This window comes from Bradyrhizobium sp. 187 (assembly GCF_023101005.1).
Classification (GTDB): Bacteria; Pseudomonadota; Alphaproteobacteria; order Rhizobiales; family Xanthobacteraceae; genus Bradyrhizobium; species Bradyrhizobium canariense_D.
Map to the genome: position 1 here is coordinate 7,245,095 of NZ_CP064693.1, position 22,151 is coordinate 7,267,245.

Sequence of the window (22,151 nt, forward strand, 5' to 3'; positions counted from 1 at the left end):
TTCGGAGGTAGCGTTCTGCTCAGGCCGCAAGCTGCGGGCGCACTGCCTCGATGCCCGCGATCCAGCCGGCGACGGAGCGCCCGATCGCCTCGGGGTGATCCTCCTGGAGGAAATGCAGGCCGGCGCCGAGACGAACCAGCGCGCAGTGCTTCAGGGAGGCTGCAAACCGTTCGGCAAATTCCGGTGAGACCAGAGCTCCGGGCTCGCCGGTGAACAGGAGCTTTGGATAGAACGACGCGGCCAGCGCTGCATGCGCGGACTGCAGAGCTGATAAACGTCAGCGGGCTCGCCTGCGATCGGCAGTTCGCGCGGAAGTGCAAGAACGGGCCGGCGGCTCTCTGGTGTTGGAAACGGCGCGCGATAGGGCGCCATCTCGTCATCGCTGAGCTTGCGGACCATGCCGCCGGGTAGCACGCGCTCGACGAAGGCATTCGCCTCGAGGATCATCGCCTCGCCCTCGCCCGGCGTCCTGAATTTACGGAAGGCCGCCCGCGCCGCCTCGGCATGCTCCTGCTCTGCGGCAACCTCGGTGTCGTGGAAGTCCTGCCAGGTCGGCATCGGACGAATGAATTCCATGAAGGCAAGGCCGCGCACGAAATCCGGCCGGCGCGCCGCAAGATGAAATGCGAGCGCCGTGCCCCAATCCTGCGCGACCAGATAGGCCGACGTAATGCCGCGCTGTTCGATGAAGGCATCGAGATAGCGGACGTGGTCGAAGAAGCGATAGGCGATGTTGGGCTTGCCGGACTGACCGAAGCCGATGTTGTCGGGCGCGAGGCAATGCGCGACCGGTGACACCAGGGGCATGATGTTGCGCCAGATGTGCGAGGACGTCGGATTGCCGTGCAGGAAGAGCGCGACCGGCGCGTTCTGCGCGCCTGCCTCACGATAGGCCATGCCGCTTCCGAGGACGGACGCTTTGCGAAGCTTGATGTCGATCTGCTTGGTCATGTCAGCTCCTTGAACACGGTTTGGAATGCGATGCTCTTGAAACGTTCGAGCGCTTTGGGATTGCGGTCGACCTTCATGCGCAGGATCGCGCCCTGCCAGGACGCGAGCAGGAAGTCTGCGAGCTCCTCGGGCTCGAAATCGGATGCGATCTCGCCGCTGGTTTGGGCATCCCTGATGCAGGCGGCGAACGGCATGCGCCATTCAGCAAAGATGGCCGCAAGGCGCGCGCGCAGCATCTCGCTGCTGCCGGTCGCCTCCAGACTGAGATCGCCGATCAGACAGCCGCGGCCGTAGCCGTCCGCTTCGAGCCGGCCAATGATGATGTCCAGGTAGCGCTTCAGCCGAGCCCGCGGGGTCAGCGAGGTGTCGTCGAGCGCCTCGGCGACCAGCCCCCTTGTGATCTCGAAGTAGCGGTCGAGCACCTCGGAGGCGAACGCTTCCTTGGAGCGGAAATGATTGGTGAAGGACCCCTGCGGCGCGCCCGCAGCAGTGGTGACGTCGCGCACGCTGGTGCCGTGATAGCCGGTCCGAAACATGACCTTCAGGCCGGCGTCGAGAATGGCGTCTTTGAGCGAGGGCTTGGGCATGGCATTATAATACGTACGTACGTATTATTGTCAAGCGCGCTTTGTCGCCCTGGAAATCTGATGGCAGCGCAAGTTGATGAGCGCGATAGCGGGCGCGCGTTTGCCTCTCAGCTCAGCCGCTCAGGCCGGTGGCATGCTGCGCGCGACCACACGGTCGCGCAGCCAGGCGCCGATGCCGCCGCCGACGAGGTAGCAGGCGAACATGACCAGGCCGAGGTCGAGCCAGTAGCCGAAGCGACCGGGGACCACATGCGCGAACGAGGCCGCGACCAGGCCGGCAACAAGCACGGCGAGCCAGCGCGCGGTCACCTTCGAGGTGCCGTTGCCGCGTTGGACCACCGAGATCCAGCCCATGCAGAAGCCGAGCAGCAGCGAGCCGATCAGCCAGCCCAGATGGAACGAGACGAGATAGGGCATCGTCACCTCACCAGAAATTCGATGCGGCGGTTCTGCGCCTTGGCGTCTTCGCTGTCATTGCCGGCGACGGGCTGCGTGCTGCCGTAGCCGACCGCGGTGAACCGGTTGCCAGGCAAGCCGGCCTTGACCAGGTAGTCGATCACCGCCTTCGCGCGCTTCTCCGACAGTGCCTGGTTGAAGGAATCCTCGCCGTCGGCATCGGTATGCCCGGCGACCTCGATATTGGTGGTGGGACATCGCAATGCCGTCTCGATCAGATGATCAAGAATGCCGGCGGAATCCGGATCGATCTCGGCGCGCTTCGCCCCGAAGCGAATCTTGGCCTTGGCCAAGAGCTCGGAGAACAATTGCTGGCACACGGTGCCGTCGACCGGCCCGGCCGCGGGTTTCACCGTGATTTCCGGCTTGTACTGCCAGTTTTTCGGAAAATCCTTGCCGAGGCCTGCGCGGATGTCGTTGGCGGCACCTTCATAGAGCGCATCGCCCGACAGCTTCACCTCGCGGTCGGACACGACGAGCGTGCCGGTCGACAGTCGCGACAGCGCGCCGAGCGCTGCGACCACGGCGGGGCTGAAGGAGCCGGGCGCGCCGACGCTGGCCTTGAGATTGTCGACAACCTTTTCGTTGAAGAATTTCCGCGACGCGCTGGTGGCGATGGCCGCGTGGACATTGTTGTCGGGAACATAGCCGGTCAGCGTCACCGTCGCGGCCACCGGATCCTTGTAAGCCTGGAACACGTAAGGCGGCGCCTTGACATCGTTGGCGGCGATCGAAAAGCCCTCGGGCAGGTTTTTAAGGGCCGCTGCGACCGCTTCGCGGCCGCCGAGATCGCGCGCCATCCCTGACAGAGTGACTTTGGTGTCTGTGATCGTGATCTTGCCGTCCTTGAGCTTGCCGATCTGGTCGAGCAGCAGCATCGCAGCCGCCTCGAACCGCGGCGGTGCGCCGCGGGCCAAACCCATCTGATCGGCCACCTCGGTGCCGCCGACCTCCTTGCGGGCCGCCTCGGTCAGGCGGCCCTTCATCGACGGCAGGGGCGCGGAGCCTGACAGCGTCACCCGCACCACGTCGCGCTCGGCGTTCCAGACGAAGGGCTTTGCCTCGGGCACGAGGCGGGTCCGGTCGTCGACCAGGCGCACGCCGGGGACGGTCTCGACCGCCACAACAGCGTCGCGGCGCCCCTCCTCAGAAAACGCGTCCGCAGCCAGGCTGACGTCGCGGCCATCCACCGCGATCCGGGTCTTGTCCAGAACGGTATCCTTTAGCGCCGCCGAGCTGCGGGCGGAAAGGTCCGCCTCGACCGGCAAAGTGTTATTCCAGGCCGCAAATCCCCACATGACGGCCAAGGGGATCAGCCCCGGCCACCATTTGCTGGCCCACCTGAAAAGCTTGTGCATTCGACGACCCGAACTCTGGAACCGGAGACAAAACAAACCCTTGGCAGGCTGTCAAACCGGAAATGACGCCCTTCCGAAGGCCGGGCCTGGACAATTGGAATAACTTTTTCTTCAAGGGTTCTTCCGTAAGTTGAAAGCGGAATGCCAAAGTCCGCCAGCGGGTCATGAAACAACTCCGTAACAACGTCATCCGCGCCGGGCTGGAAGCACTCTATTTCAGCGGCGCCCACCACCTGTTGCGTCCGCTTTTGTCGGGCGTCGGCGCCATATTCATGCTGCATCACGTGCGGCCGGCCCGCGGCGCGGCGTTCCAGCCGAACCGGCATCTCGAAGTCACCCCCGAATTCCTGCGTGCCACACTGCGCCACCTGCGCGCGCGCGAGATCGACATCGTCAGCATGGACGAGCTGCACGAGCGGCTGGTGCGGCGCCGGTTCGACCGCCGCTTCGCCGCCTTCACGCTCGACGATGGCTATCGCGACAATCTCGATTTTGCGCTGCCGGTTCTGCGCGAATTTGACGCGCCCTTGGCGGTCTATGTCGCCAGCGATTTCGCGGAGGGGACGGGCCGGCTGTGGTGGGAGGCGCTGGAGGCCGTGATCGCCAAGACCGAGCAGATCGAGGTGACGATCGGCAATGCCGCGCTGCGGCTCGATGCGACGACGCCAGCCGCCAAGCAGGTGGCGTTCGATCGCCTGCACGACTGGTTGCGCGCACTGCCCGGCGAGCACGATCTCAAGCGCGAGATCGAGGCGCTCTGCACGAAGTACGGCGTCGACATGGCCGCGCTGTGCCGCAGCCTCTGCCTGTCCTGGGACGAGGTGAAGACATTTGCCGCCGATCCCCTGGTCACGATCGGCGCGCATTCCGTCAGCCATTGCAATCTCGCCAAGCAAAGCGAAGCGATCGCCACGCAGGAGATGGCCGTGAGCCGCGCGCGGATCGAGCAGGCGCTCGGCCGCAACGTTCAACATCTGGCCTATCCCTATGGCGATCGCGAGGCGGCGGGCGAGCGTGAATTCGTGCTCGCTGCATCCGCCGGCTTCAAGACCGCGGTGACGACGCGGCCCGGCATGCTGTTCGCCGAAGACGCCGGCCGCATGACGGCGCTGCCACGGGTCTCGCTCAACGGCAATTACCAGGACACGCGGATTCTGCCGGTGCTGACCTCGGGCGCCGCGACCGCGATGTGGAACGGCTTCCGCAGGATCGCGGCGGCTTAATCTCTCCGTCTTGGCTGCCCGAACTCGGACGTCGCATGGCGAAAGCCAGGACGACGATGCGGCACTTTCCTTGACTCCCCTCCCTACCCCGCTCAAAACGTCGCCAAACACCAAGGGAGGCACCATGTTCAACGATCTGTTCTCGCTCAAAGGCCGCGTCGCGCTGGTGACCGGTGGTTCGCGCGGCATCGGCAAGATGATCGCGGCGGGATTTCTCAGCGCGGGAGCCGCGAAGGTCTACATCACCGCGCGCAAGGCAGGACCTTGCGAGGCCACCGCGAGAGAGCTGTCAGGCCGATATGACGGTGAGTGCATCGCGCTGCCGATCGACATCTCGACCGTCGACGGCTGCGACAGGCTCGCTCGCGAAATCATCAAGCTGGAGCCGAAGCTCAACATCCTCGTCAACAATGCAGGGGCTGCCTGGGGCGCGGAGTTCGACGAATTCCCCGAAAGCGGCTGGGACAAGGTGATGGACCTCAACGTCAAGTCGCTGTTCTTCCTGACCAAGGCGCTGGCCAAGCCGCTGCGCGCGGCGGCTTCGCATGAGCGGCCCGCCAAGGTCATCAACATCGCCTCGGTTGACGGCATTTTCGTCAATCCCGGCGAGACCTACTCCTATGCCGCGAGCAAGGCCGCGGTGATCCATTTGACGCGGCGCATGGCGACGAAACTGATCAAGGACAACGTCAACGTCACCGCGATCGCGCCCGGCGCGTTCAAGTCCGACATGAACCGGGCTGCGCGCGACCATTCGGACGAGGTCGCCAAGCGCATTCCGGCGCGGCGGATCGGAACCGACGAGGACATGGCCGGCGTGGCGATCTATCTCGCCTCGCGCGCGGGTGACTACGTGGTCGGCAACACCATCGCGGTGGATGGCGGCGTGGTGTACGCGAACGCGGGGCTGGAGATCGCGGGGTAGGCGGGGGCGCGTCAGCACGACGCCCTCACCTCACACTCCGGTGTAGTCCCGGCCTTCGCCGGGACGACAGGTGAGTATGTAGCGCGGCCGTCGCGCCTCGCTGGCGGCCCTTACGACTCGATCCTCACATATTCGAAATCGCCGGGCTTGTTGTCGATGCCGACTTTCGGCGGTGAGATCCAGGAGGCGAACTGGCCGGTCTCGGTGACGGGCTGCATCAGCGAGGTGATGAAGTCGCCGTCCGCGGTCGAGGGCAGCCATTCGTCCTTGCGCTTCGCCCAGGTGGCATCGTCGATCAAAATGCCGTCGGGCGTCGCGTGGATGCCCTTGAACTCGCCGATATGGCGGTGGAAGGCGACGTTGGGCAGCTTGAGCTGAAACTGGTAGCCCGCGGTCGAGATCACCTTGTTCCAGCGCAGCATGCCCTTGACGCAATCCTGGCTGTAATCGTCGCGCAGGCGCATGTTGAGCGCGGTCAGCGCCGGCTCGTCGACGAGCTTGATCTCACCGTCGATGAACTTCAGCACCGGATAGGTGGCGTTCTTGAGCTGATGATCGTCGTCGATCTGGGTCTCGTGATAGCGACCCTTGATGCCGGTGTTGAAGGCGTTCGCCGCGTTGGTCGAGACTTCCGAGCCAAACAGATCGAGCGACAGCGTATAGTGCAGGTTCAGCTTCTTCTGAATGGTCGGCAGGTCGATCACGCCGAGCGCGCGGACCTTCGCGATGTCGGTGGGATCGGTGATGCCGGCTTCGCGCATCGCATCGCAGGTGCGCTGCACGACGCGGGTGATGCCGGTCTCGCCGACGAACATGTGGTGCGCTTCTTCCGTCAGCATGAAGCGGCAGGTGCGCGACAGGGGATCGAAGCCGGACTGCGCAAGCGAGTGCAGCTGCATCTTGCCGTCGCGGTCGGTGAAGTAGGTGAACATGAAGAAGGACAGCCAGTCCGGCGTCGCCTCGTTGAAGGCGCCCAGCATGCGCGGCGAGTCGGCGTCGCCCGAGCGGCGGCGCAACAAATCGTCGGCCTCTTCACGTCCGTCGCGACCAAAGTACTTTTGCAGCAGGTACACCATCGCCCAGAGGTGACGGCCTTCCTCGACATTGACCTGGAACAGATTGCGCATGTCGTACAGCGAGGGCGCGGTCTTGCCGAGATGGCGCTGCTGCTCGACGGAGGCGGGCTCGGTGTCGCCCTGGATCACGATCAGACGGCGCAGCATGGCGCGATACTCGCCCGGGACTTCCTGCCAGGCCGGCTCGCCAAAATGCTCGCCGAACGGCACGACGCGGTTCTCTTCCTGGGGAGCAAGGAGAATGCCCCAGCGATACTCGGGCATCCGCACATAGTCGAACTTGGCCCAGCCGCGCGGATCGACCGAATAGGCGGTGCGCAAGTACACCAGCGATTCCTGGAAGCCTTCCGGCCCCATGTCTTTCCACCAGTCCATGTAGCCGGGATGCCAGCCTTCCAGCGCCTTGAGCACCTGGCGGTCTTCGGCCAAATTGACGTTGTTCGGAATCTTGGTCGAGTAGTCGACGTTCATGATGTTCATGGAAGACCTCCCGTGTGGGACTAGTTCATTAAATCGCGGGCATCGAATTGTGGGATCGCGAATAGCGAGGCGAATGACGTCTCTATTCGCTATTCGCCACTCTCCATTCGCGCTCTACACTCGCGTCATATCGAATTTCGGCTTCTGGCCGCTGCCGTAGCGGCGCAGCGCGCCTTCCTCGCCGACCGCGTTGGGGCGCTGGAAGATCCAGTTCTGCCACGCGGTGAGGCGCGAGAAGATCTTCGATTCCATCGTCTCGGGGCCGACGAAGCGCAGGTTGGCTTCCATGCCGGTGAGGCTGTCGGGCGAGAAGCTGGCGCGCTCCTCCAGGAACACGCGGACCTCGTCGTCCCAGTCGATGTCGTCGAGTGCGAAGGTGACGAGACCGAGCTCTTCGGCCTGCTCGGCGTCCAGCGCGGTGCCCGTCGTGGCTTCCGCGCGTTCCACATCGGACGGATCGGCCTGGAAGCGCGACTGAAGCCGCGTCAGGCCATGGCTCATCGGATACGGGCCAAAATTCATCGCTGACAGTTCGATCGACGGCGGCGGGCGGTTGTCGCCCTGGCGCGTGCCGATCAGCATGTAGGAACGGTCGGCGGCGAAGACGAGCTCGGCGAGCGTGCCGGCGAAGCAGGAGCCGGGCTCGACCAGCGTCACCAGCGTGCGCGAGGTGACGTCGATGCGCTTCAAGACACGCTTCCAGTAGTGCCTGATTTCGTTGACCAGCCAGTGCGCCTTGTTGGCTTCGAGGAAGGCGTCGCAGGCGAGCACATGGGCGCGGTCGCCGTGACTCTTGAACACCAGCATCGCGATCTCGAGCTCGTTGATACGCAGATGCAGGATGGCGTCGTCGAGTTCGCGCGCGACCTGGAGCGGCCAGAACGCGACACCCTGCGCCATCATCCCGTCGATATCGGCGGGCGGCGCGGCTTCAGGCGCCTTGATCGAGATCGTGGCGATGCGGGCGGCGCGGTCGACGTCGACGGTGACAAAGCCGTAGCGGATGCTCGTCTCATCGATGATGCGCTTGAGCGGCGTCAGCGCGATGCCCTTGCCGCTGCCCTTGCGCTTCGAGGCCTGGGCGAATTCCCTGGCGCGCTCGGCAACCTTGCCTTCGAGCTTGCTGTTCGGCGCGATCTCGTCGACCAGGCGCCATTGCACGGCGCGCTTGCCCTTCACGCCTTCTTCGATGGTGCAGAAGAAATCGGCGTGATCGCGGCGCACCTTGCGCTTGTCGACCACACGCGTGAGGCCGCCGGTGCCCGGCAGCACCGCCAGCAGCGGCACTTCGGGCAAGGCGACGGCGGACGCGCCGTCATCGGCAAGCATGATGTAGTCGGTGGCGAGCGCGAGCTCATAGCCGCCGCCGGCGGCCGAGCCGTTCACGACGGTGATAAAGCGCTGGCCGGAATTCTCCGACGAGTCTTCCATGCCGTTGCGGGTCTCGTTGGTGAACTTGCAGAAATTGACCTTGTGGGCATGCGTCGAGCCGGCGAGCATGCGGATGTTGGCGCCGGCGCAGAACACGCGGTTCTTGGCCGAGCGCATCACCACGACCTTCACCTCGGGGTGCTCGAAGCGCAGGCGCTGGACCGCGTCGGCAAGCTCGATGTCGACGCCGAGATCGTAGGAATTGAGCTTGAGCAGATAGCCCTCGAACAGGCCGCCATTCTCGTCGACGTCCATGGTCAGGGTGGCGACGTCACCGTCAACCGCGAGCTTCCAGTGCCGGTAGCGGGACGGCTCGGTCTGGAAATCGATGAATGTCGCGCCGCCTGCGAGGCGCCGATCTTCCTCGGCCATGGGCCACCCTTGAGTTCGTCTTGGTTTACCGTTAGATGCACAATAATGCATATTGTTGCGCGCGTCTAGACTTTAACGGCCCATACATGCATTTTGTTGCATGTCCTCTCCTAGGGCCGCTGCTGCAAATTGCTCAATCGCGTGAAGCGTCGCTCCCGGAGCTTCGCGATGCGGAGAATGCGCCGCGCCTGACATGACTTTCAAATCGACCGGGCAATAGCATTCGTGCTGCGCGATCTCGGCCTGACGCAGCGTCCCGTATTGGTCGTCCACGCCTTGAAGGATCAGGACGGGAACGCGGATATAAGCGAGATATTCCGAGATATCCCAGTCGCGGAATTTGGGATCGAGCCAGGCGGCGTTCCAGCCGTAGAAGGCGTTGTCGACGTCCGTGTGCCAGCGCGCGAGCTTTGCCTTCAGGTCGGTGGTCTCAAATGCCGTCTTGATGTCCGCAATCGACTTCACCGAGATGTCCTCGACGATGAAATGCGGCGCGATCAGTACGAGGCCGTTCAGGCGATGATCCTGATGCGCGCCGGCATAGATCGTCGCGATCGACGCGCCGTCGGAATGGCCGAGCAGCAGGCCACGCCTGAAGCCGATCGCGTCGAGGATCTTCGGCAGCACGTCGAGTGCCTCGCGCTGCATGTAGTCGAGCGGCCGCGGCAGCGCGACCTTGCTCGACTGGCCGTAGCCCGCGCGCGAATAGACGAAGATGCCGGCGGAGGTCGCCTCTCGCAGCTTCTCGGGGAAGTCACCCCAGAGCCCGACCGAGCCGAGGCCTTCATGCAGCATGACGATGGTCGGTGCATCGGCGGATTGCGGCGCCAGCCATTTGTATTCGAGGCTGGCGTCGCCGATGCTGAGGAAGCCGGTGGGGGCGAGGTTGGTCATGCTCTGTCGCTCTTCTCTCTCCGTCGTCAAGCCCGGCCATGACGACCTGTTGTCAATTCGCCCCGTCCCGCAGCTTGAACCGCTGGATCTTCCCCGTCGCCGTCTTCGGCAAGGAATCCACCACGTCGATCCAGCGCGGATATTTCCACGGGCCGATCTTCTGCTTGACGTGATCCTTAAGCATCTCCTGCAGGCCCGCCGTCGTCGCGCCGGGGCGCAGCACGACGAAGGCCTTGGGCTTCAGCAGACCTTCCGGATCGGCTTCGGGCACGACGGCAGCTTCCAGCACGGCGGGATGCGTGATCAGCGCGCTCTCGACCTCGAAGGGCGAGACCCAGATGCCAGAGACCTTGAACATGTCGTCGGCGCGGCCGCAGAAGGTATAGCGGCCCTCGGAATCCCTGACATATTTGTCGCCGGTGCGGGTCCACGGCCCCTCGAACGTGCGGCGGCTCTTGTGGCGCTGGTTCCAGTACCCCTCGCCGGCGGAGGGCGCATCGACCAGGAGCTCGCCGACCTCGCCGTCGGCGACATCCTGTCCGGCCTCGTTGACAAGCCGCACCGCATAGCCGGGCACCGGTTTGCCGGAGGAGCCGTATTTGATGTCGCCGGGCGCGTTCGACAGGAAGATGTGCAACAGCTCGGTCGAGCCGACGCCGTCGAGAATATCGACGCCGAAGCGCGCCCTCCAGCTGTTGCCGACGGACTCCGGGAGCGCCTCGCCGGCCGAGGTGCAGATGCGGAGCGACTTGCCGCCGCGCTCGCTCTTCATCGCTTCGTCGTTGAGCATCGCCGCGAACAGGGTCGGCACGCCGTAGAAGATCGAGGGATTGTAGCGGTTCATCAGGTCGAACATGCGTGCGGGCGTCGGCCGTTCGCTGTTGAGCACCACGCTGGCGCCGACCGACATCGGAAAGGTCAACGCATTGCCGAGGCCATATGCGAAGAACAGCTTTGCCGCGGAAAGACAAACGTCGTTCTCGCGAATGCCGAGCACCTGCTTCGCATAAGTGTCCGCGGTCGCCTGCATGTTCGAATGGATGTGCCGCACGCCCTTGGGCATGCCGGTCGAACCTGAGGAATACAGCCAGAATGCCGGTTCGTCGGAATGGGTGGCGGCGGTGGTGAACTGATCGCTCTCGTCCGCAATCTCCTCGGCGAGCTGCTTGTGGCCGTTCTGTTTGGCGCCGGAGACCACGACATGCTCCAGATCCGGCATGCGGCCGACGACGTCCTTGATGACGGGATAGAGCGCTTCCGAGACGAACAGCACGCGCGCGCGGCAATCGGCGAGGATGTAGGCGTATTGATCTGATGTCAGCAGCGTGTTGAGCGGCACCGGCACGATGCCGGCGCGGATCGCGCCCAGAAACACGATCGGGAAGTCGACCGTATCCAGCATGATCATGGCCACGCGCTCTTCGCGGCGGCCCCCGAGCCGGCGCAGCATGTTGGCGGCGCGCCGCGTTTCGCGCTGGAGCTCGCCATAGGTGAGGCGTGAGACGGTGTCGTCGAAGGCGAGCTTGTTGCCGCGTCCCTCCTCGACGTTCCGGTCGAGCAGCCAGGTCACCGCGTTATAGGATCCCTCGCTCACGGACTTCTCCCCTGAATTTAGAATTATAATTCATAGAAAGACACCGCCTCGGCTTGCTGTCAATGCCAGCAGGCACTATGTTTCATTAATACGCGCCGCAGGACCTCTTTAAAAGAAGACATCCGCTCAAGCAGGCCCATGATCCGCAGTCCATGACCGACAGTCCCGACGCCGAATCCCGATTTCTCGAACAGCTCGGCCAGCGCGTGCGCACCATGCGCGCGCTGCGCGGCATGTCGCGCAAGGTGCTCGCTAAGGTATCAGGAATATCGGAGCGCTACATCGCGCAGCTCGAAAGCGGCAAGGGCAACGTCTCCATCGTGCTGCTGCGCCGCGTCTCCGACGCGATGGGCGCGCATCTCGAAGACCTGCTTCCCTCGGCCGATCCGACCCCGGACTGGCAGATGTTTCGCGATCTCCTGCGCAAGGCGACGCCGGCGCAGGTCGCACAAGCAAAAGATCTGCTCGCAGGCGGCAGCGCCTCCGCGCCGCGGCGCGCGCCGTTCTGCGGCATCGCGCTAATCGGCCTGCGCGGCGCCGGCAAATCGACGCTTGGGCGGATGCTGGCGAAGAAGGTCGGCTGGAGCTTTGTCGAGCTCAACAAGGAGATCGAGCAGCAGAACGGGCTGTCGGTCGCCGAGATCATCGCGCTCTACGGCCAGGAAGGCTTTCGCCGCATGGAGCAGGCGGCGCTGCAGCAGCTGCTCGCGCGCAACGAGCTGATGGTGCTGGCGACCGGCGGCGGCATCGTCTCCGAACCTCTGACCTTCGACCAGATCCTGTCGTCGTTCTACACGATCTGGCTGAAGGCCGAGCCCGAGGAGCACATGGCCCGCGTCCGCCGCCAGGGCGATTTGCGCCCGATGGCCGACGACCGCTCCGCGATGGCGGAGCTGCGCAACATCCTCTTGAGCCGCGAGCCGCTATATGCGCGCGCGACGGCGGTGGTCGACACGGCGGGGCTGTCCGTCGATGCCGCCGCGGCGCGCCTGGTTGATGCGGTCCGGCCGGTGCTGCAGAACGAAGCGCGCAGCTTCGGGCTGCGCAGCGTCGCGCTGTAGGTCCGAACTCCCATGACCGAGAGCGACGTCGCAATCGCCATGTTCGAGCGGATCGGCGGCAGCGCCACGATCGATCGACTGGTCGATCGCTTCTACGACCGGATGGATACGCTGCCGGAGGCGAAGATCATCCGCGCGATGCATGCGGACGACCTCGGCCTGATCAGGGATGTGCTGAAGCGCTATCTCACCGAATGGACCGGCGGCCCGAAACTCTATTCGGTCGAGAAGGGCCACCCGCGGCTGCGCCAGCGCCACATCGGCTTTGCCATCGGCGATGCCGAGCGCGACGCGTGGATGCTCTGCATGCGCGGTGCGCTGGAGGAGACGGTTGTGGACGCCGCAGCGCGGCAGGACCTCGACAAGGCGTTGTCCGGCCTCGCCGACTGGATGCGCAACCGCTAGTGATTTTTGCACGGGCGCGTAGCCCGGATGAGCGAAGCGACATCCGGGTCTTCACGATGACTTTCCCGGGTATCGCTTCGCTCACCCGGGCTACAAGAGTTGCGACCGCAACGCCTCCGCGCCCTCACGCAACAGCGGCAAAAATCGCTCGATCAATTCCTGCGCCGGCACGCGATCGACGTGCGCGCCCATGTTAATGGCGGCGACGATCACGCCGTCGTAGCGGCGGACGGGGACCGAGATCGAGCGGAAATGCGGCTCGGCCTCGCGGTCCACCAGCGAATAGCCCTGCGCGCGATCGGCGACGGTGCGCGCGAGCAGCACCTTGGGATCGGTTACCGTCTGCGGCGTCAGCGCTTCGCGCTTCGTCGCCGTCAGGCGCGCAGCAAGCTCGGCATCGTCGAGTTGACCGAGCATGGCGCGGCCGACCGAAGTGCAGAAGGCCGGAAGCCGGTAGCCGATTTCCAATCCGCCCGAGAACATCCGCGCCGGACTGCTGCGCGCGATGAACACGACCTCATCGCCGTCGAGCACCGCGAGCGAGGAGATTTCGTTGGCCGCTGTCGCGACGCGGTCGAGCACCGGTTGCAGGACCGTGACGAGTTGGCTCGACCGCAGATACGACGCGGCGAGTGTCAGCACATGTGGCGTCAGCGAGAACAGCTTCCCGTCGCCACTGACGAAGCCGCCGCGCTGGAGCGTGAACAGCATGCGCCGCGCGGTGGCGCGGGGAAGCTCAGCGGCACGGGCGAGATCGCTCAGCGTCATCGGGCCGGCCGTGATGCCGAAGCATTGCAGCAGGCGCAGCCCGCGATCGAGGCTCTCGACGAAATCCGTCGCGCGTTCGTCGCTCTCGCTTCGCTTCAGCTTGGGCATGGTGTCGGGTCATTCGTGCAAAATAGTGCTTGCTGCCGCGTCAAGGCATGCCATAATTCGCCCATTCGTTCAATAGGCGAACAAACGCCATTCCATAAAGGATGCACTCGCCATGATGAGCCAGGAGCAGAACGACCTGATCACCCGCACCGGTGCGAAGGACCCCTGCGGGAAGCTGATGCGAAGCTACTGGCAGCCGGCGGCGCTGGTGGACGAGCTCGACGGCGATCGACCGATCCGTCCCGTCAGATTGCTCGGCGAAAGCCTGGTGCTGTTCCGCGACGAGACGGGGCGTTACGGCCTGATCGATCGCCACTGTGCGCATCGCGGCGCCGATCTCGCCTTCGGACGGCTCGAGCATGGCGGCCTGCGTTGCGCCTTCCATGGCTGGCTGTTCGACGCCACCGGGCAATGCATCGAGACGCCGGCGGAGCCGAAGGACTCAAAGCTCTGCCAGAACATCCGTCAGCGCTCTTACCCTGTGGTGGAGAAGAGCGGCATCCTCTGGGCTTATCTCGGCGAGGGCGAGCCGCCGGCATTTCCCGAGCTCGACTGCTTCGTCGCGCCCGGCACGCACACCTTCGCGTTCAAAGGCCACATGGCCTGCAACTGGCTCCAGGCGCTCGAAGTCGGCATCGACCCCGCGCACGCCTCCTATCTGCATCGCTTTTTCGAGGACGAGGACACCTCGACGGCCTACGGCAAGCAGTTCCGCGGCACATCGGCAGGCAGCGACTTGCCGATGACGAAGATTTTGCGCGAATACGACCGCCCGATCATCAATGTCGAGCACACCGAATACGGCCTGCGGCTGATCGCGCTGCGCGAGATCGACGAGGAGCGCACCCATGTGCGCGTCACCAACCAGCTCTTTCCGCACGGCTTCGTCATCCCCATGAGCACGGAGATGACGATCACACAGTGGCACGTGCCGGTCGACGACGAGAACTGCTACTGGTACGCGATCTTCACCAGTTATTCGAACCCCGTGGACAAGCAGAAGATGCGCGACCAGCGGCTCGAGCTCTATGAGCTGCCGGATTACAAATCGCGCAAGAACGGGACGAACGATTACGGCTTCGATCCGCACGAGCAGCAGACGGCGACCTATACCGGCATGGGCACCGACATCAACGTCCACGACCAGTGGGCGGTGGAATCGATGGGCGCGATCCAGGACCGCACCCGGGAGCACCTCGGCACGAGCGACAAGGCGATCGTGCAGTACCGGCGCCTGCTGCGGCAGGAGATCGAGAAGGTCGCAGGCGGCGAGAAGCCGATGCTGCATCTCGACGAGGCCACCGCACGTTCGATCCAGGGTCCGGCGACCATGGACGGCATCGGGCCGACCCGAGGCTGGGAGATCTACTGGATGGAAGTCGACGTCAAGCGCCGCCGCAGCGCGCCGTGGACGGCGCCGGTGCCGAAGGAGATCGCGGACAACGTGCATCGCCTGACGGCGGCGGAGTGATAATGCAGTTCGCCGCTAGCGAGGCGAGACGGCGGCTCCACATTCTCCGCTGTCATGCTCCGCGAAAGCGGGGCATCCAGTACGTCGCGGCCTCTCGTGAACACACGGACGTCTCTGGAATACTGGATCGTCCGCCTTCGCGGACGATGACAGTGTGCGCTATACTCTCGCCGAGCAAGAAGGAACTGCCAAAGTGACTTTCGTCGCGCGTCATGCGCTGTGGTCGGATGAGCAGAAGGACGCCGCATTGCGCGTGCGGCGCATCGTCGACGAGAAGAATCTCGAGGTCATCCGCCTCGCCTTCCCGGACCAGCACGGCATTTTGCGCGGCAAGACCATCGTCGCCTCCGAGGCGATCGCCTCGCTGGAGAGCGGCTGCTCCATCACCACCACCATGCTCGCCAAGGACACCTCGCACCGCACGGTGTTTCCGGTGTTCACGTCAGGCGGCGGCTTCGGCATGAAGGAGATGGAGGGCGCGGCCGACGTGCTGATGGTCGCCGATCCCACGACGTTTCGCGTTTTGCCATGGGCGCCAACCACGGGCTGGGTTCTCTGCGACCTCTATTTCAACGACGGCCGTCCCGTGCCGTTCGCGACGCGCGGGCTCTATCGCAAGGTGCTCGACGAGCTCGCAAGTCGCGGCCATGATTTCGTGGCAGGCCTCGAGGTCGAATTCCACATCTTCAAGCTCGACGATCCGCATATGCGCCCGGAGGATGCCGGCCAGCCCGGCACACCGCCTTCGGTGAGCCTGCTCAGCCACGGCTATCAATACCTCACCGAGCAGCGCTTCGACCAGATGGAGCCGGTGCTGGAGATCTTGCGGCGTGACATCGTCGCGCTCGGTCTGCCCTTGCGCTCGGTCGAGGTGGAGTTCGGGCCGAGCCAGTGCGAATTCACCTTCGCCCCGAAGAAAGGCATTGAGCCCGCGGACAACATGGTGCTGTTTCGCTCTGCCGTGAAGCAGATCGCGCACCGCCACGGCTATCACGCCACGTTCATGTGCCGGCCGAAGCTGCCGAACCTGTTCGCGAGCGGCTGGCATCTGCACCAATCGGTGGTCTCGCGCGCGAGCGGCGAGAACCAGTTCATGGCCAAAGACGGCGGCGAGCCGCTCAGCGCGTTCGCCCGCGCCTGGCTTGCGGGCCTGCTCGACCACGCCCGCGCGTCGACCGTGTTCACCACCCCGACCATCAATGGCTACAAGCGCTACCGCTCCTATTCGCTGGCGCCGGACCGCGCGATCTGGGGCCGCGACAATCGCGGCGTGATGATCCGCGTGCTCGGCGACGCCGGCGACGCCGCCACGCGCCTGGAAAACCGCATCGGCGAGCCCGCCGCCAATCCCTATCTCTACATGGCCTCGCAGATCCTCTCCGGCCTCGACGGGGTCGACCGCAAGCTCGATCCCGGCCCGTCGGCCGACACGCCTTACGAAACCAAGGCGCCGCTGTTGCCGAAATCGCTGCGCGACGCGGTCAGCGCGCTGAAGGACGATCCGTTCTTCCGCGAAAAGCTCGGGCCTGAGTTCGTCGATTATTACACCCACATCAAGAATGCCGAGATCGACCGCTTCCTGTCCGAGGTGACCGACTGGGAGCACCGCGAATATTTCGAGGTGTTTTGAGCCAGACACGCCCTCACCTCCCCGTGAGGCGACTTCGTCCGCTCAGTTCCGACGACATTTCACCGCTCCCGACGAAGCCATTTTCCAAGGCCCACGAAAACCGCCGGAAAGACGGGCGATGTAGATTTGCTCCGTGATCAACAAAGGAGTTCGGTCATGTGGGGTCATCTGTTCAGTTTGATCTATCGCCTGTCCTGCCGCGCCACTCTGATTGAGATCGGGGCGGGTCGCTCGTCGCGATAGAGGCCCAGCGGATTTAGGTAAGAGCGATTGACTAGCGAACGGAGGGTGTCATGCGAAAGCTGATCCTGATCGCGGCAATGTCGCTGCTGGCAAGCCAGGCCTATGCCGGCGGACCACGGAGCCTTAGCCTTGCGGCGACAAATGCGAGCCAGCAGACCGCCGAGCCGGGAACGACAGCAGCCACGCCGCCACAAGCTCCGGCGGCAGCACCCACGAATGTCCAGACGGCGACCACGGCCGCAGCTTCAACGTCTCCGGCAGCGACTGCGACGACAACCGCGATCGCTCCGGCCGCAACTCAGTCCAGTGCCGCGCCGATTGCCAGCACAAGAGAAATGACCAAGCCGAAACGTCGCCAGCCATCCACCGAGGCCCGCGTGATTCGCGAACTGCATCGGCACGGGATTTACTGGTGATTGCCAATGTCGTCCTGGCGAAAGCCAGGACCCATTACCCCAGCGAAAAGTTGTCGCACGCGGCTGCTAACCGCCAATCTTCGCCAAACTGAATTCGGTGGCTATGGGTCCTGGCTTTCGCCAGGACGATAACGTATGAGCGGCGCCCAGCATCGCGCCCTCACCCTCAAATCCCTAGATATTTGTGCTGCAGATCCGGCTCAGCCAACAGCTCGTCCGAGGTGCCGCTCCATACCGTCTTGCCGCGCTCGATGATGGTGTGGCGGTCGCAGATGCGGGCGAGGTGGTCGACGTTCTTGTCGACGACCAGGATCGACTGTCCCCGGCTCTTGAGCAGCGACAGGCAGCTCCAGATCTCTTCGCGGATCAGAGGCGCCAGGCCTTCGGTCGCTTCATCCAGGATGAGCAGCTTCGGGTTGGTCATCAGCGCGCGGCCGATGGCGAGCATCTGCTGCTCGCCGCCGGAGAGCTGGTTGCCCATATTGGAAGCGCGCTCGGCCAGGCGAGGAAACATCACGTAGATCGCCGCCAGCGTCCAGGGATTGCTGCTGCCGAAACGATCGGCCGCTGCCGCGACAAGGTTTTCGCGCACGGTGAGGTTCGGGAAGATCTGCCGCCCCTCGGGGACGAGGCCGACACCGAGTTGCGCGATCCTGTAGGACGGCTGCGTCCGCACTTCCGAGCCCGCAAAGCGGATGCTGCCGGCGCGCGCCGGCGTCAGGCCCATGATGGATCGGATGGTCGTGGTTTTGCCCATGCCGTTGCGACCCATCAGCGAGACCATCTCGCCTGATTTGACCGACAGGGACAAGCCGAACAGCACCTGGGACAGGCCGTAGCAGGTCTCGATGCCGTCGACCTCGAGCAGCGTGTCATCCATGGTGCGTCACCACATGGGCCTCGCCGAGATAGGCGCGCTTGACGTCCTCGTTCGCCCGAATCGCGGCCGGATCGCCGGAGGCGATGACGCGGCCATAGACCAGCACGGAGATGCGGTCGGCGAGCGCAAACACCGCCGGCATGTCGTGTTCGACCAGGACGATCGAGACCTCCTTGCGCAGCTCCTGGAGCAGCTGCACCATGCGCTGGGATTCGGTGACGCCGAGTCCCGCCATCGGCTCGTCGAGCAGCAAAAGTTTCGGCTTGCTTGCCAGCGCAACCGCCAGCTCGATCTGGCGACGCTCGCCATGGCTGAGCCTGGACACCAGGACATCGGCACGATGGACGAGACCGACGCGATCGAGCGCGGCATGCGCGGCATCGCGCAGGCCCTTCTCCTTGCGTGCATCGGCGAAGAAGCGGAACGAGGTGCCGGCATGCGCTTGCGCCGCGAGCGCGACATTGTCGGCGGCGGTGAAATCGAGCAGCAGCGAGGTGATCTGGAAAGAACGTGCCAGGCCCAGCGCGCAGCGGCGATAGGCCGGCAGATAGGTGATGTCGCGCCCCGCCAGCGAGACGCTGCCGGAATGCGGCTCCAGATGCCCTGTGAGCTGGCTGATCAGCGTGGTCTTGCCGGCGCCGTTCGGGCCGATGATGGCGTGCAGCTCGCCTGCCGCAACGTCGAGCGAGACGTTGTCCGTCGCAATGATGCCGCCGAAGCGGCGCACCAGCCTGTCGACGCGGAGCAGCGGCTCAGCCACGATTGAGCCTCCCGAGCAGGCCCATGATGCCGCCGCGGCCGAACAGCACGATCAGCAGCAGCAGCGGACCCATGATCAGCGCCCAGTATTCGGTGAGCTGCGACAAGAACTCTTCCAGCAACAAATACACCACCGCGCCGATGACCGGACCGAACAGCGTGCCCATGCCCCCGAGGATCACCATCACCATGAGGTCGCCGGAACGGGTCCAGTACATCGCGGCCGGGCTGACGAAATCGGTGTTGTTGGCGAGCAGCGCGCCGGCGAGGCCGCACATCATGCCCGAGATGACGAAGCAGACCAGCTGGTAGCGTTTCGAGGGAAAGCCGATCGCCTGCATGCGCTGCTCGTTGGAGCGCAGGCCCTGCAGGACGAGGCCAAAGCGCGAATTGACGATGCGCCAGATCAGGAAGACCACGCCGAACAGGCAGGCGAGGCAGAGATAATAGAATTGCGTGCGGTTCGACAGATTAATCAGCCCGGAGAAGTCGCTGCGCTTGTAGACGGTGAGGCCGTCATCGCCGCCATAACGCGCCAGCCCCGAGGCGACGTAATAGGCCATCTGCGCGAACGCCAGCGTGATCATGATGAAATAGACGCCGCGGGTGCGCAAAGACAGCGCGCCGATCACCAACGCATAAAGCGCGGAGGCCGCAAGCGCGACCGGAAACTGGATGAAGCCCGAGCCCACGCCTTCCTGCGCCAGCATGCCGACCGCATAGCCGCCGATGCCGAGATAGGCGGCGTGGCCAAAACTCATCATGCCGCCAAAACCCATGATGAGGTTGAGGCTCGCGGCCGCCAGGGCCAGGATGACGATGCGGGTGAGCAGCGTCAGGATGAAGATGTTGCCGGATGCTTGCGAATAGAGCGGCAGCAGCACGAGACCCGTCAGCAGCAGGACCGTGACGACCTTGCTCACAGTGAAAGCCTTCATCGGCGGTTGGCCGGAAACAGCCCCTCCGGACGCACCACCAGCACGATAGCCATCAGCAGATAGATCAGCATGGAGGACAGCGCGGGCGCGGCGGTGGAGGCCGCGGCGCCGCTCAGCACCTGCCGCAGCAGATTGGGCAGGAAGGCGCGGCCGAGGGTGTCGATCATGCCGACGAAGATCGCGGCCAGGAACGCGCCGCGGATCGAACCGATACCGCCGATCACGATGATGACGAAGGCGAGGATCAGAATGTTCTCGCCCATGCCGATCTGCACGGTGAGGATCGGCGCCTGCATCAAGCCGGCAAGGCCCGCGAGCGCGGCACCGAGACCGAACACCAGGGTGTAGAGCAGCTTGATGTTGATGCCGAGCGCACCGATCATCTCGCGATTGGAGGCGCCGGCCCGGATCAGCATGCCGATGCGGGTGCGCATCACGCCGAGATAGAGCAGCAGCGCAACCAGCAGCGCCACGACGATGATGGCGAGGCGATAAGCGGGATAGTGAATGCCCGGCAGGATCGGCACCGGCACGGTGAGCCAGGCCGGCAGCGGCAGCGCAAGGCCGGCCGGCCCCCAGATCAGCCGCACGGCCTCGTTGAAGAACAGGATCAGGCCGAAGGTCGCGAGCACGTGGTCAAGATGGTCTCGTCCGTAGAGATGCCGCAGCGCGGTCATCTCGAGCACGATGCCGAGCACGAGCGTCGCGCCGAGCGCCAATAGCGCACCGAGCAGGAAGCTGCCGGTCCAGGCTGCGAAGGTCGCGGCGAAATAGGCGCCCATCATGTACAGCGAGCCGTGCGCGAGGTTGACGAGATCCATGATCCCGAACACCAGCGTCAGGCCGGCGGCGAGCAGGAACAGCAGCAGGCCAAACTGCAATCCGTTCAAGAACTGTTCGACGACGAGCAGCATCAAAACTCTTTCAGGCGCACGCAGGTTCGCGCCGATGTTCGAACACGGTCGCCATCAGTGAAAGAGCTCCCCCTGCCTGGACAAGGCGGAAAAATGGGTAATGGCAGTATCGTTCCGAGGCAAGAGCGATTCGACACCCAACATGCACTTTGTTGCATGCCGATGCATCCGATCGGTCCTGGCCCTGCAATCGGTGTTGCAAGAAGACTGCCGCGCAGGATGGGTCAACCTGCCGCACCCAAACGGATCACCCTCCCTCCGTTGCGGGAGAGAGGGTGTGAATTCGTCGCAACGTGTGGATGGAGACGCCTAGTGCGACGTCATCTGCCGGCGAAGGTCATCCGGCTCGGCAAGCACGCTGTTGGCCGTCGAGGCCTCCAGCGCCGCCATCCGGAACAGATAGGCGAGCGTCGCCAATCCGGTGTCTTCCGCCATCTGCGCGAGTTCGAGCGCCATGTCGGACATGTAGCCCAGATTTTCGTCCTTGATCTGCGCCATGATCTGGCTGTCCCGCATCATGTTCGACATCTCAGGCGCTCTTTCGTTGCGCGGCAGCGAGGCCGCAGAGGTTGGCAAGGGCGATGCAATTGATACGCGGACCGTCCTGTTGGACGATGGAAGGCACGCCGATGCGATCATGCAGGGCATCGAGCGTCTCGCGGAGAATGTCGATCGTCGCCGCCATGGTCCATGCGTTCTCCACCAGTGCCGGCAGACCGAGCGGGGTCACGACGAAGCCGGCCTCATGAAAGCGCGGCAACCACCAGGTTTCCATGATCGCGCTGACCTGCGCGATCCCCTGACCGAGGCAGAACTCCTGCACGGCCGCCATCAGTTGCAGGTTGAGCGCGCCGTCGCGGCGATCGCGCACGACGAAGTAGCGCGACCATTCCCAGACCAGAGGATCCACCGGGTAGCCGCGCACCGCTGCCAGATGGGGAAAGACCTCGCTCATCATCGAAGGCTTGGTGGTCGGGTAGAGCCGGTGACCGCCGATGACGCGGCGTCCCTCCAGCGCAAGCAGATAAACGGTGTCCTCGTCGTCATAGGAATCGATTTCGCGGCAATCCGGCCTGCGCAGCGTCTCCCAGCGCCGCTCTTCGACGAAGATGTCGTGCCGCAGCCGAAAATGCTGATCGAGTACATCTTCGTAAAGGTGGCGATTTACTGCAGAAATGGCGTGAATCATGAAAACCCCCATTCATCCTCAA

The 22,151-nt window shown here is 64.3% G+C and carries 20 protein-coding genes and 2 pseudogenes; 7 read left to right on the plus strand and 15 right to left on the minus strand.

Annotated elements, in window-relative coordinates:
* Positions 1–19: 19 nt before the first annotated feature.
* The 4 genes and pseudogenes from IVB19_RS34905 to IVB19_RS34920 form a co-directional block, all read right to left on the minus strand.
* Positions 20–951: pseudogene (locus IVB19_RS34905) on the minus strand (haloalkane dehalogenase).
* Complete coding sequence (locus tag IVB19_RS34910; protein WP_018456057.1) at positions 948–1,538, minus strand: TetR/AcrR family transcriptional regulator; 591 nt, start codon at positions 1,536–1,538, stop codon at positions 948–950. Before IVB19_RS34910 ends, IVB19_RS34905 begins: the two are co-directional and overlap by 4 nt.
* A gap of 120 nt (positions 1,539–1,658) precedes the next feature.
* Positions 1,659–1,955, minus strand: a complete 297-nt coding sequence (locus tag IVB19_RS34915) for a membrane protein (protein WP_018456056.1) — start codon at positions 1,953–1,955, stop codon at positions 1,659–1,661.
* Between the two features lie 2 nt (positions 1,956–1,957).
* Complete coding sequence (locus IVB19_RS34920) at positions 1,958–3,352, minus strand: OmpA family protein (protein ID WP_018456055.1); 1,395 nt, start codon at positions 3,350–3,352, stop codon at positions 1,958–1,960.
* 164 nt (positions 3,353–3,516) lie between these two features.
* On the opposite strand from IVB19_RS34920, the gene IVB19_RS34925 reads away from it, so the two are divergent.
* Together IVB19_RS34925 and IVB19_RS34930 are read left to right on the plus strand one after the other, a co-directional pair.
* The gene (locus IVB19_RS34925) at positions 3,517–4,575 is read left to right on the plus strand and encodes a polysaccharide deacetylase family protein (protein WP_018456054.1); all 1,059 of its coding nucleotides are present in this window, start codon (positions 3,517–3,519) and stop codon (positions 4,573–4,575) included.
* A gap of 124 nt (positions 4,576–4,699) precedes the next feature.
* A complete protein-coding gene (locus IVB19_RS34930) occupies positions 4,700–5,500 on the plus strand; it encodes an SDR family oxidoreductase (RefSeq protein WP_018456053.1) in 801 nt (266 codons plus the stop codon).
* Positions 5,501–5,610: 110 nt separating this feature from the next.
* Here the strand turns inward: IVB19_RS34930 and boxB are convergent, their stop codons facing one another.
* From boxB to IVB19_RS34950, 4 genes are all read right to left on the minus strand, one after another.
* A complete protein-coding gene (boxB, locus tag IVB19_RS34935) occupies positions 5,611–7,047 on the minus strand; it encodes a benzoyl-CoA 2,3-epoxidase subunit BoxB (protein ID WP_026233075.1) in 1,437 nt (478 codons plus the stop codon).
* Between the two features lie 123 nt (positions 7,048–7,170).
* Complete coding sequence (boxC, locus tag IVB19_RS34940; RefSeq protein ID WP_247295966.1) at positions 7,171–8,859, minus strand: 2,3-epoxybenzoyl-CoA dihydrolase; 1,689 nt, start codon at positions 8,857–8,859, stop codon at positions 7,171–7,173.
* Positions 8,860–8,931: 72 nt separating this feature from the next.
* Positions 8,932–9,753 (minus strand): alpha/beta fold hydrolase, encoded by an 822-nt coding sequence (locus tag IVB19_RS34945; protein ID WP_018456050.1) that lies wholly within the window; start codon positions 9,751–9,753, stop codon positions 8,932–8,934.
* Between the two features lie 52 nt (positions 9,754–9,805).
* Complete coding sequence (locus IVB19_RS34950; RefSeq protein WP_247295964.1) at positions 9,806–11,347, minus strand: benzoate-CoA ligase family protein; 1,542 nt, start codon at positions 11,345–11,347, stop codon at positions 9,806–9,808.
* 140 nt (positions 11,348–11,487) lie between these two features.
* Here IVB19_RS34950 and IVB19_RS34955 point away from each other — a divergent pair.
* Positions 11,488–12,408 (plus strand): annotated as a pseudogene (locus tag IVB19_RS34955) (shikimate kinase); the annotation flags it as partial.
* A 12-nt stretch (positions 12,409–12,420) separates the two neighbouring features.
* Positions 12,421–12,813 (plus strand): group II truncated hemoglobin, encoded by a 393-nt coding sequence (locus IVB19_RS34960; protein ID WP_018456047.1) that lies wholly within the window; start codon positions 12,421–12,423, stop codon positions 12,811–12,813.
* 90 nt (positions 12,814–12,903) lie between these two features.
* Here IVB19_RS34960 and IVB19_RS34965 read toward each other — a convergent pair whose 3' ends face one another.
* Positions 12,904–13,689, minus strand: coding sequence for an IclR family transcriptional regulator domain-containing protein (locus tag IVB19_RS34965; RefSeq protein ID WP_018456046.1), 786 nt, complete (start codon positions 13,687–13,689; stop codon positions 12,904–12,906).
* A gap of 112 nt (positions 13,690–13,801) precedes the next feature.
* On the opposite strand from IVB19_RS34965, the gene IVB19_RS34970 reads away from it, so the two are divergent.
* The 3 genes from IVB19_RS34970 to IVB19_RS34980 all read left to right on the plus strand — a co-directional run bounded on the left by IVB19_RS34970 (position 13,802) and on the right by IVB19_RS34980 (position 17,449).
* Positions 13,802–15,160: an aromatic ring-hydroxylating dioxygenase subunit alpha gene (locus IVB19_RS34970; protein WP_204513152.1), complete on the plus strand. Its 1,359-nt coding sequence runs from the start codon at positions 13,802–13,804 to the stop codon at positions 15,158–15,160.
* Between the two features lie 193 nt (positions 15,161–15,353).
* On the plus strand, positions 15,354–16,790 hold the full coding sequence (locus tag IVB19_RS34975; RefSeq protein ID WP_026233074.1) for a glutamine synthetase family protein: 1,437 nt from the start codon (positions 15,354–15,356) through the stop codon (positions 16,788–16,790).
* Positions 16,791–17,083: 293 nt separating this feature from the next.
* On the plus strand, positions 17,084–17,449 hold the full coding sequence (locus tag IVB19_RS34980; protein WP_039799580.1) for a hypothetical protein: 366 nt from the start codon (positions 17,084–17,086) through the stop codon (positions 17,447–17,449).
* 166 nt (positions 17,450–17,615) lie between these two features.
* Here the strand turns inward: IVB19_RS34980 and IVB19_RS34985 are convergent, their stop codons facing one another.
* From IVB19_RS34985 to IVB19_RS35010, 6 genes are all read right to left on the minus strand, one after another.
* Positions 17,616–18,329: an ABC transporter ATP-binding protein gene (locus tag IVB19_RS34985; RefSeq protein ID WP_018456043.1), complete on the minus strand. Its 714-nt coding sequence runs from the start codon at positions 18,327–18,329 to the stop codon at positions 17,616–17,618.
* Positions 18,322–19,089 carry an ABC transporter ATP-binding protein gene (locus IVB19_RS34990; protein ID WP_018456042.1) on the minus strand — a complete coding sequence of 256 codons (768 nt, stop codon included), beginning with the start codon at positions 19,087–19,089 and terminating at the stop codon, positions 18,322–18,324. Before IVB19_RS34990 ends, IVB19_RS34985 begins: the two co-directional genes overlap by 8 nt.
* Positions 19,082–20,026, minus strand: coding sequence for a branched-chain amino acid ABC transporter permease (locus IVB19_RS34995; RefSeq protein ID WP_018456041.1), 945 nt, complete (start codon positions 20,024–20,026; stop codon positions 19,082–19,084). Before IVB19_RS34995 ends, IVB19_RS34990 begins: the two co-directional genes overlap by 8 nt.
* On the minus strand, positions 20,023–20,940 hold the full coding sequence (locus tag IVB19_RS35000) for a branched-chain amino acid ABC transporter permease (protein ID WP_007615745.1): 918 nt from the start codon (positions 20,938–20,940) through the stop codon (positions 20,023–20,025). Before IVB19_RS35000 ends, IVB19_RS34995 begins: the two co-directional genes overlap by 4 nt.
* Positions 20,941–21,249: 309 nt before the next feature.
* Positions 21,250–21,468, minus strand: a complete 219-nt coding sequence (locus tag IVB19_RS35005) for a hypothetical protein (protein ID WP_026233073.1) — start codon at positions 21,466–21,468, stop codon at positions 21,250–21,252.
* 1 nt (position 21,469) lies between these two features.
* Positions 21,470–22,129, minus strand: coding sequence for an acyl-homoserine-lactone synthase (locus IVB19_RS35010; protein WP_018456038.1), 660 nt, complete (start codon positions 22,127–22,129; stop codon positions 21,470–21,472).
* Positions 22,130–22,151 lie beyond the last annotated feature (22 nt).

Bases quoted from the DNA above. Each gene is read 5' to 3' on its own strand.
- IVB19_RS34910 (WP_018456057.1), bottom strand. From the start codon at position 1,538: ATGCCCAAGCCCTCGCTCAAAGACGCCATTCTCGACGCCGGCCTGAAG.
- IVB19_RS34915 (WP_018456056.1), bottom strand. From the start codon at position 1,955: ATGCCCTATCTCGTCTCGTTCCATCTGGGCTGGCTGATCGGCTCGCTG.
- IVB19_RS34920 (WP_018456055.1), bottom strand. From the start codon at position 3,352: ATGCACAAGCTTTTCAGGTGGGCCAGCAAATGGTGGCCGGGGCTGATC.
- IVB19_RS34925 (WP_018456054.1), top strand. From the start codon at position 3,517: ATGAAACAACTCCGTAACAACGTCATCCGCGCCGGGCTGGAAGCACTC.
- IVB19_RS34930 (WP_018456053.1), top strand. From the start codon at position 4,700: ATGTTCAACGATCTGTTCTCGCTCAAAGGCCGCGTCGCGCTGGTGACC.
- boxB (WP_026233075.1), bottom strand. From the start codon at position 7,047: ATGAACGTCGACTACTCGACCAAGATTCCGAACAACGTCAATTTGGCC.
- boxC (WP_247295966.1), bottom strand. From the start codon at position 8,859: ATGGCCGAGGAAGATCGGCGCCTCGCAGGCGGCGCGACATTCATCGAT.
- IVB19_RS34945 (WP_018456050.1), bottom strand. From the start codon at position 9,753: ATGACCAACCTCGCCCCCACCGGCTTCCTCAGCATCGGCGACGCCAGC.
- IVB19_RS34960 (WP_018456047.1), top strand. From the start codon at position 12,421: ATGACCGAGAGCGACGTCGCAATCGCCATGTTCGAGCGGATCGGCGGC.
- IVB19_RS34965 (WP_018456046.1), bottom strand. From the start codon at position 13,689: ATGCCCAAGCTGAAGCGAAGCGAGAGCGACGAACGCGCGACGGATTTC.
- IVB19_RS34970 (WP_204513152.1), top strand. From the start codon at position 13,802: ATGATGAGCCAGGAGCAGAACGACCTGATCACCCGCACCGGTGCGAAG.
- IVB19_RS34980 (WP_039799580.1), top strand. From the start codon at position 17,084: ATGCGAAAGCTGATCCTGATCGCGGCAATGTCGCTGCTGGCAAGCCAG.
- IVB19_RS34985 (WP_018456043.1), bottom strand. From the start codon at position 18,329: ATGGATGACACGCTGCTCGAGGTCGACGGCATCGAGACCTGCTACGGC.
- IVB19_RS34995 (WP_018456041.1), bottom strand. From the start codon at position 20,026: ATGAAGGCTTTCACTGTGAGCAAGGTCGTCACGGTCCTGCTGCTGACG.
- IVB19_RS35000 (WP_007615745.1), bottom strand. From the start codon at position 20,940: ATGCTGCTCGTCGTCGAACAGTTCTTGAACGGATTGCAGTTTGGCCTG.
- IVB19_RS35005 (WP_026233073.1), bottom strand. From the start codon at position 21,468: ATGTCGAACATGATGCGGGACAGCCAGATCATGGCGCAGATCAAGGAC.
- IVB19_RS35010 (WP_018456038.1), bottom strand. From the start codon at position 22,129: ATGATTCACGCCATTTCTGCAGTAAATCGCCACCTTTACGAAGATGTA.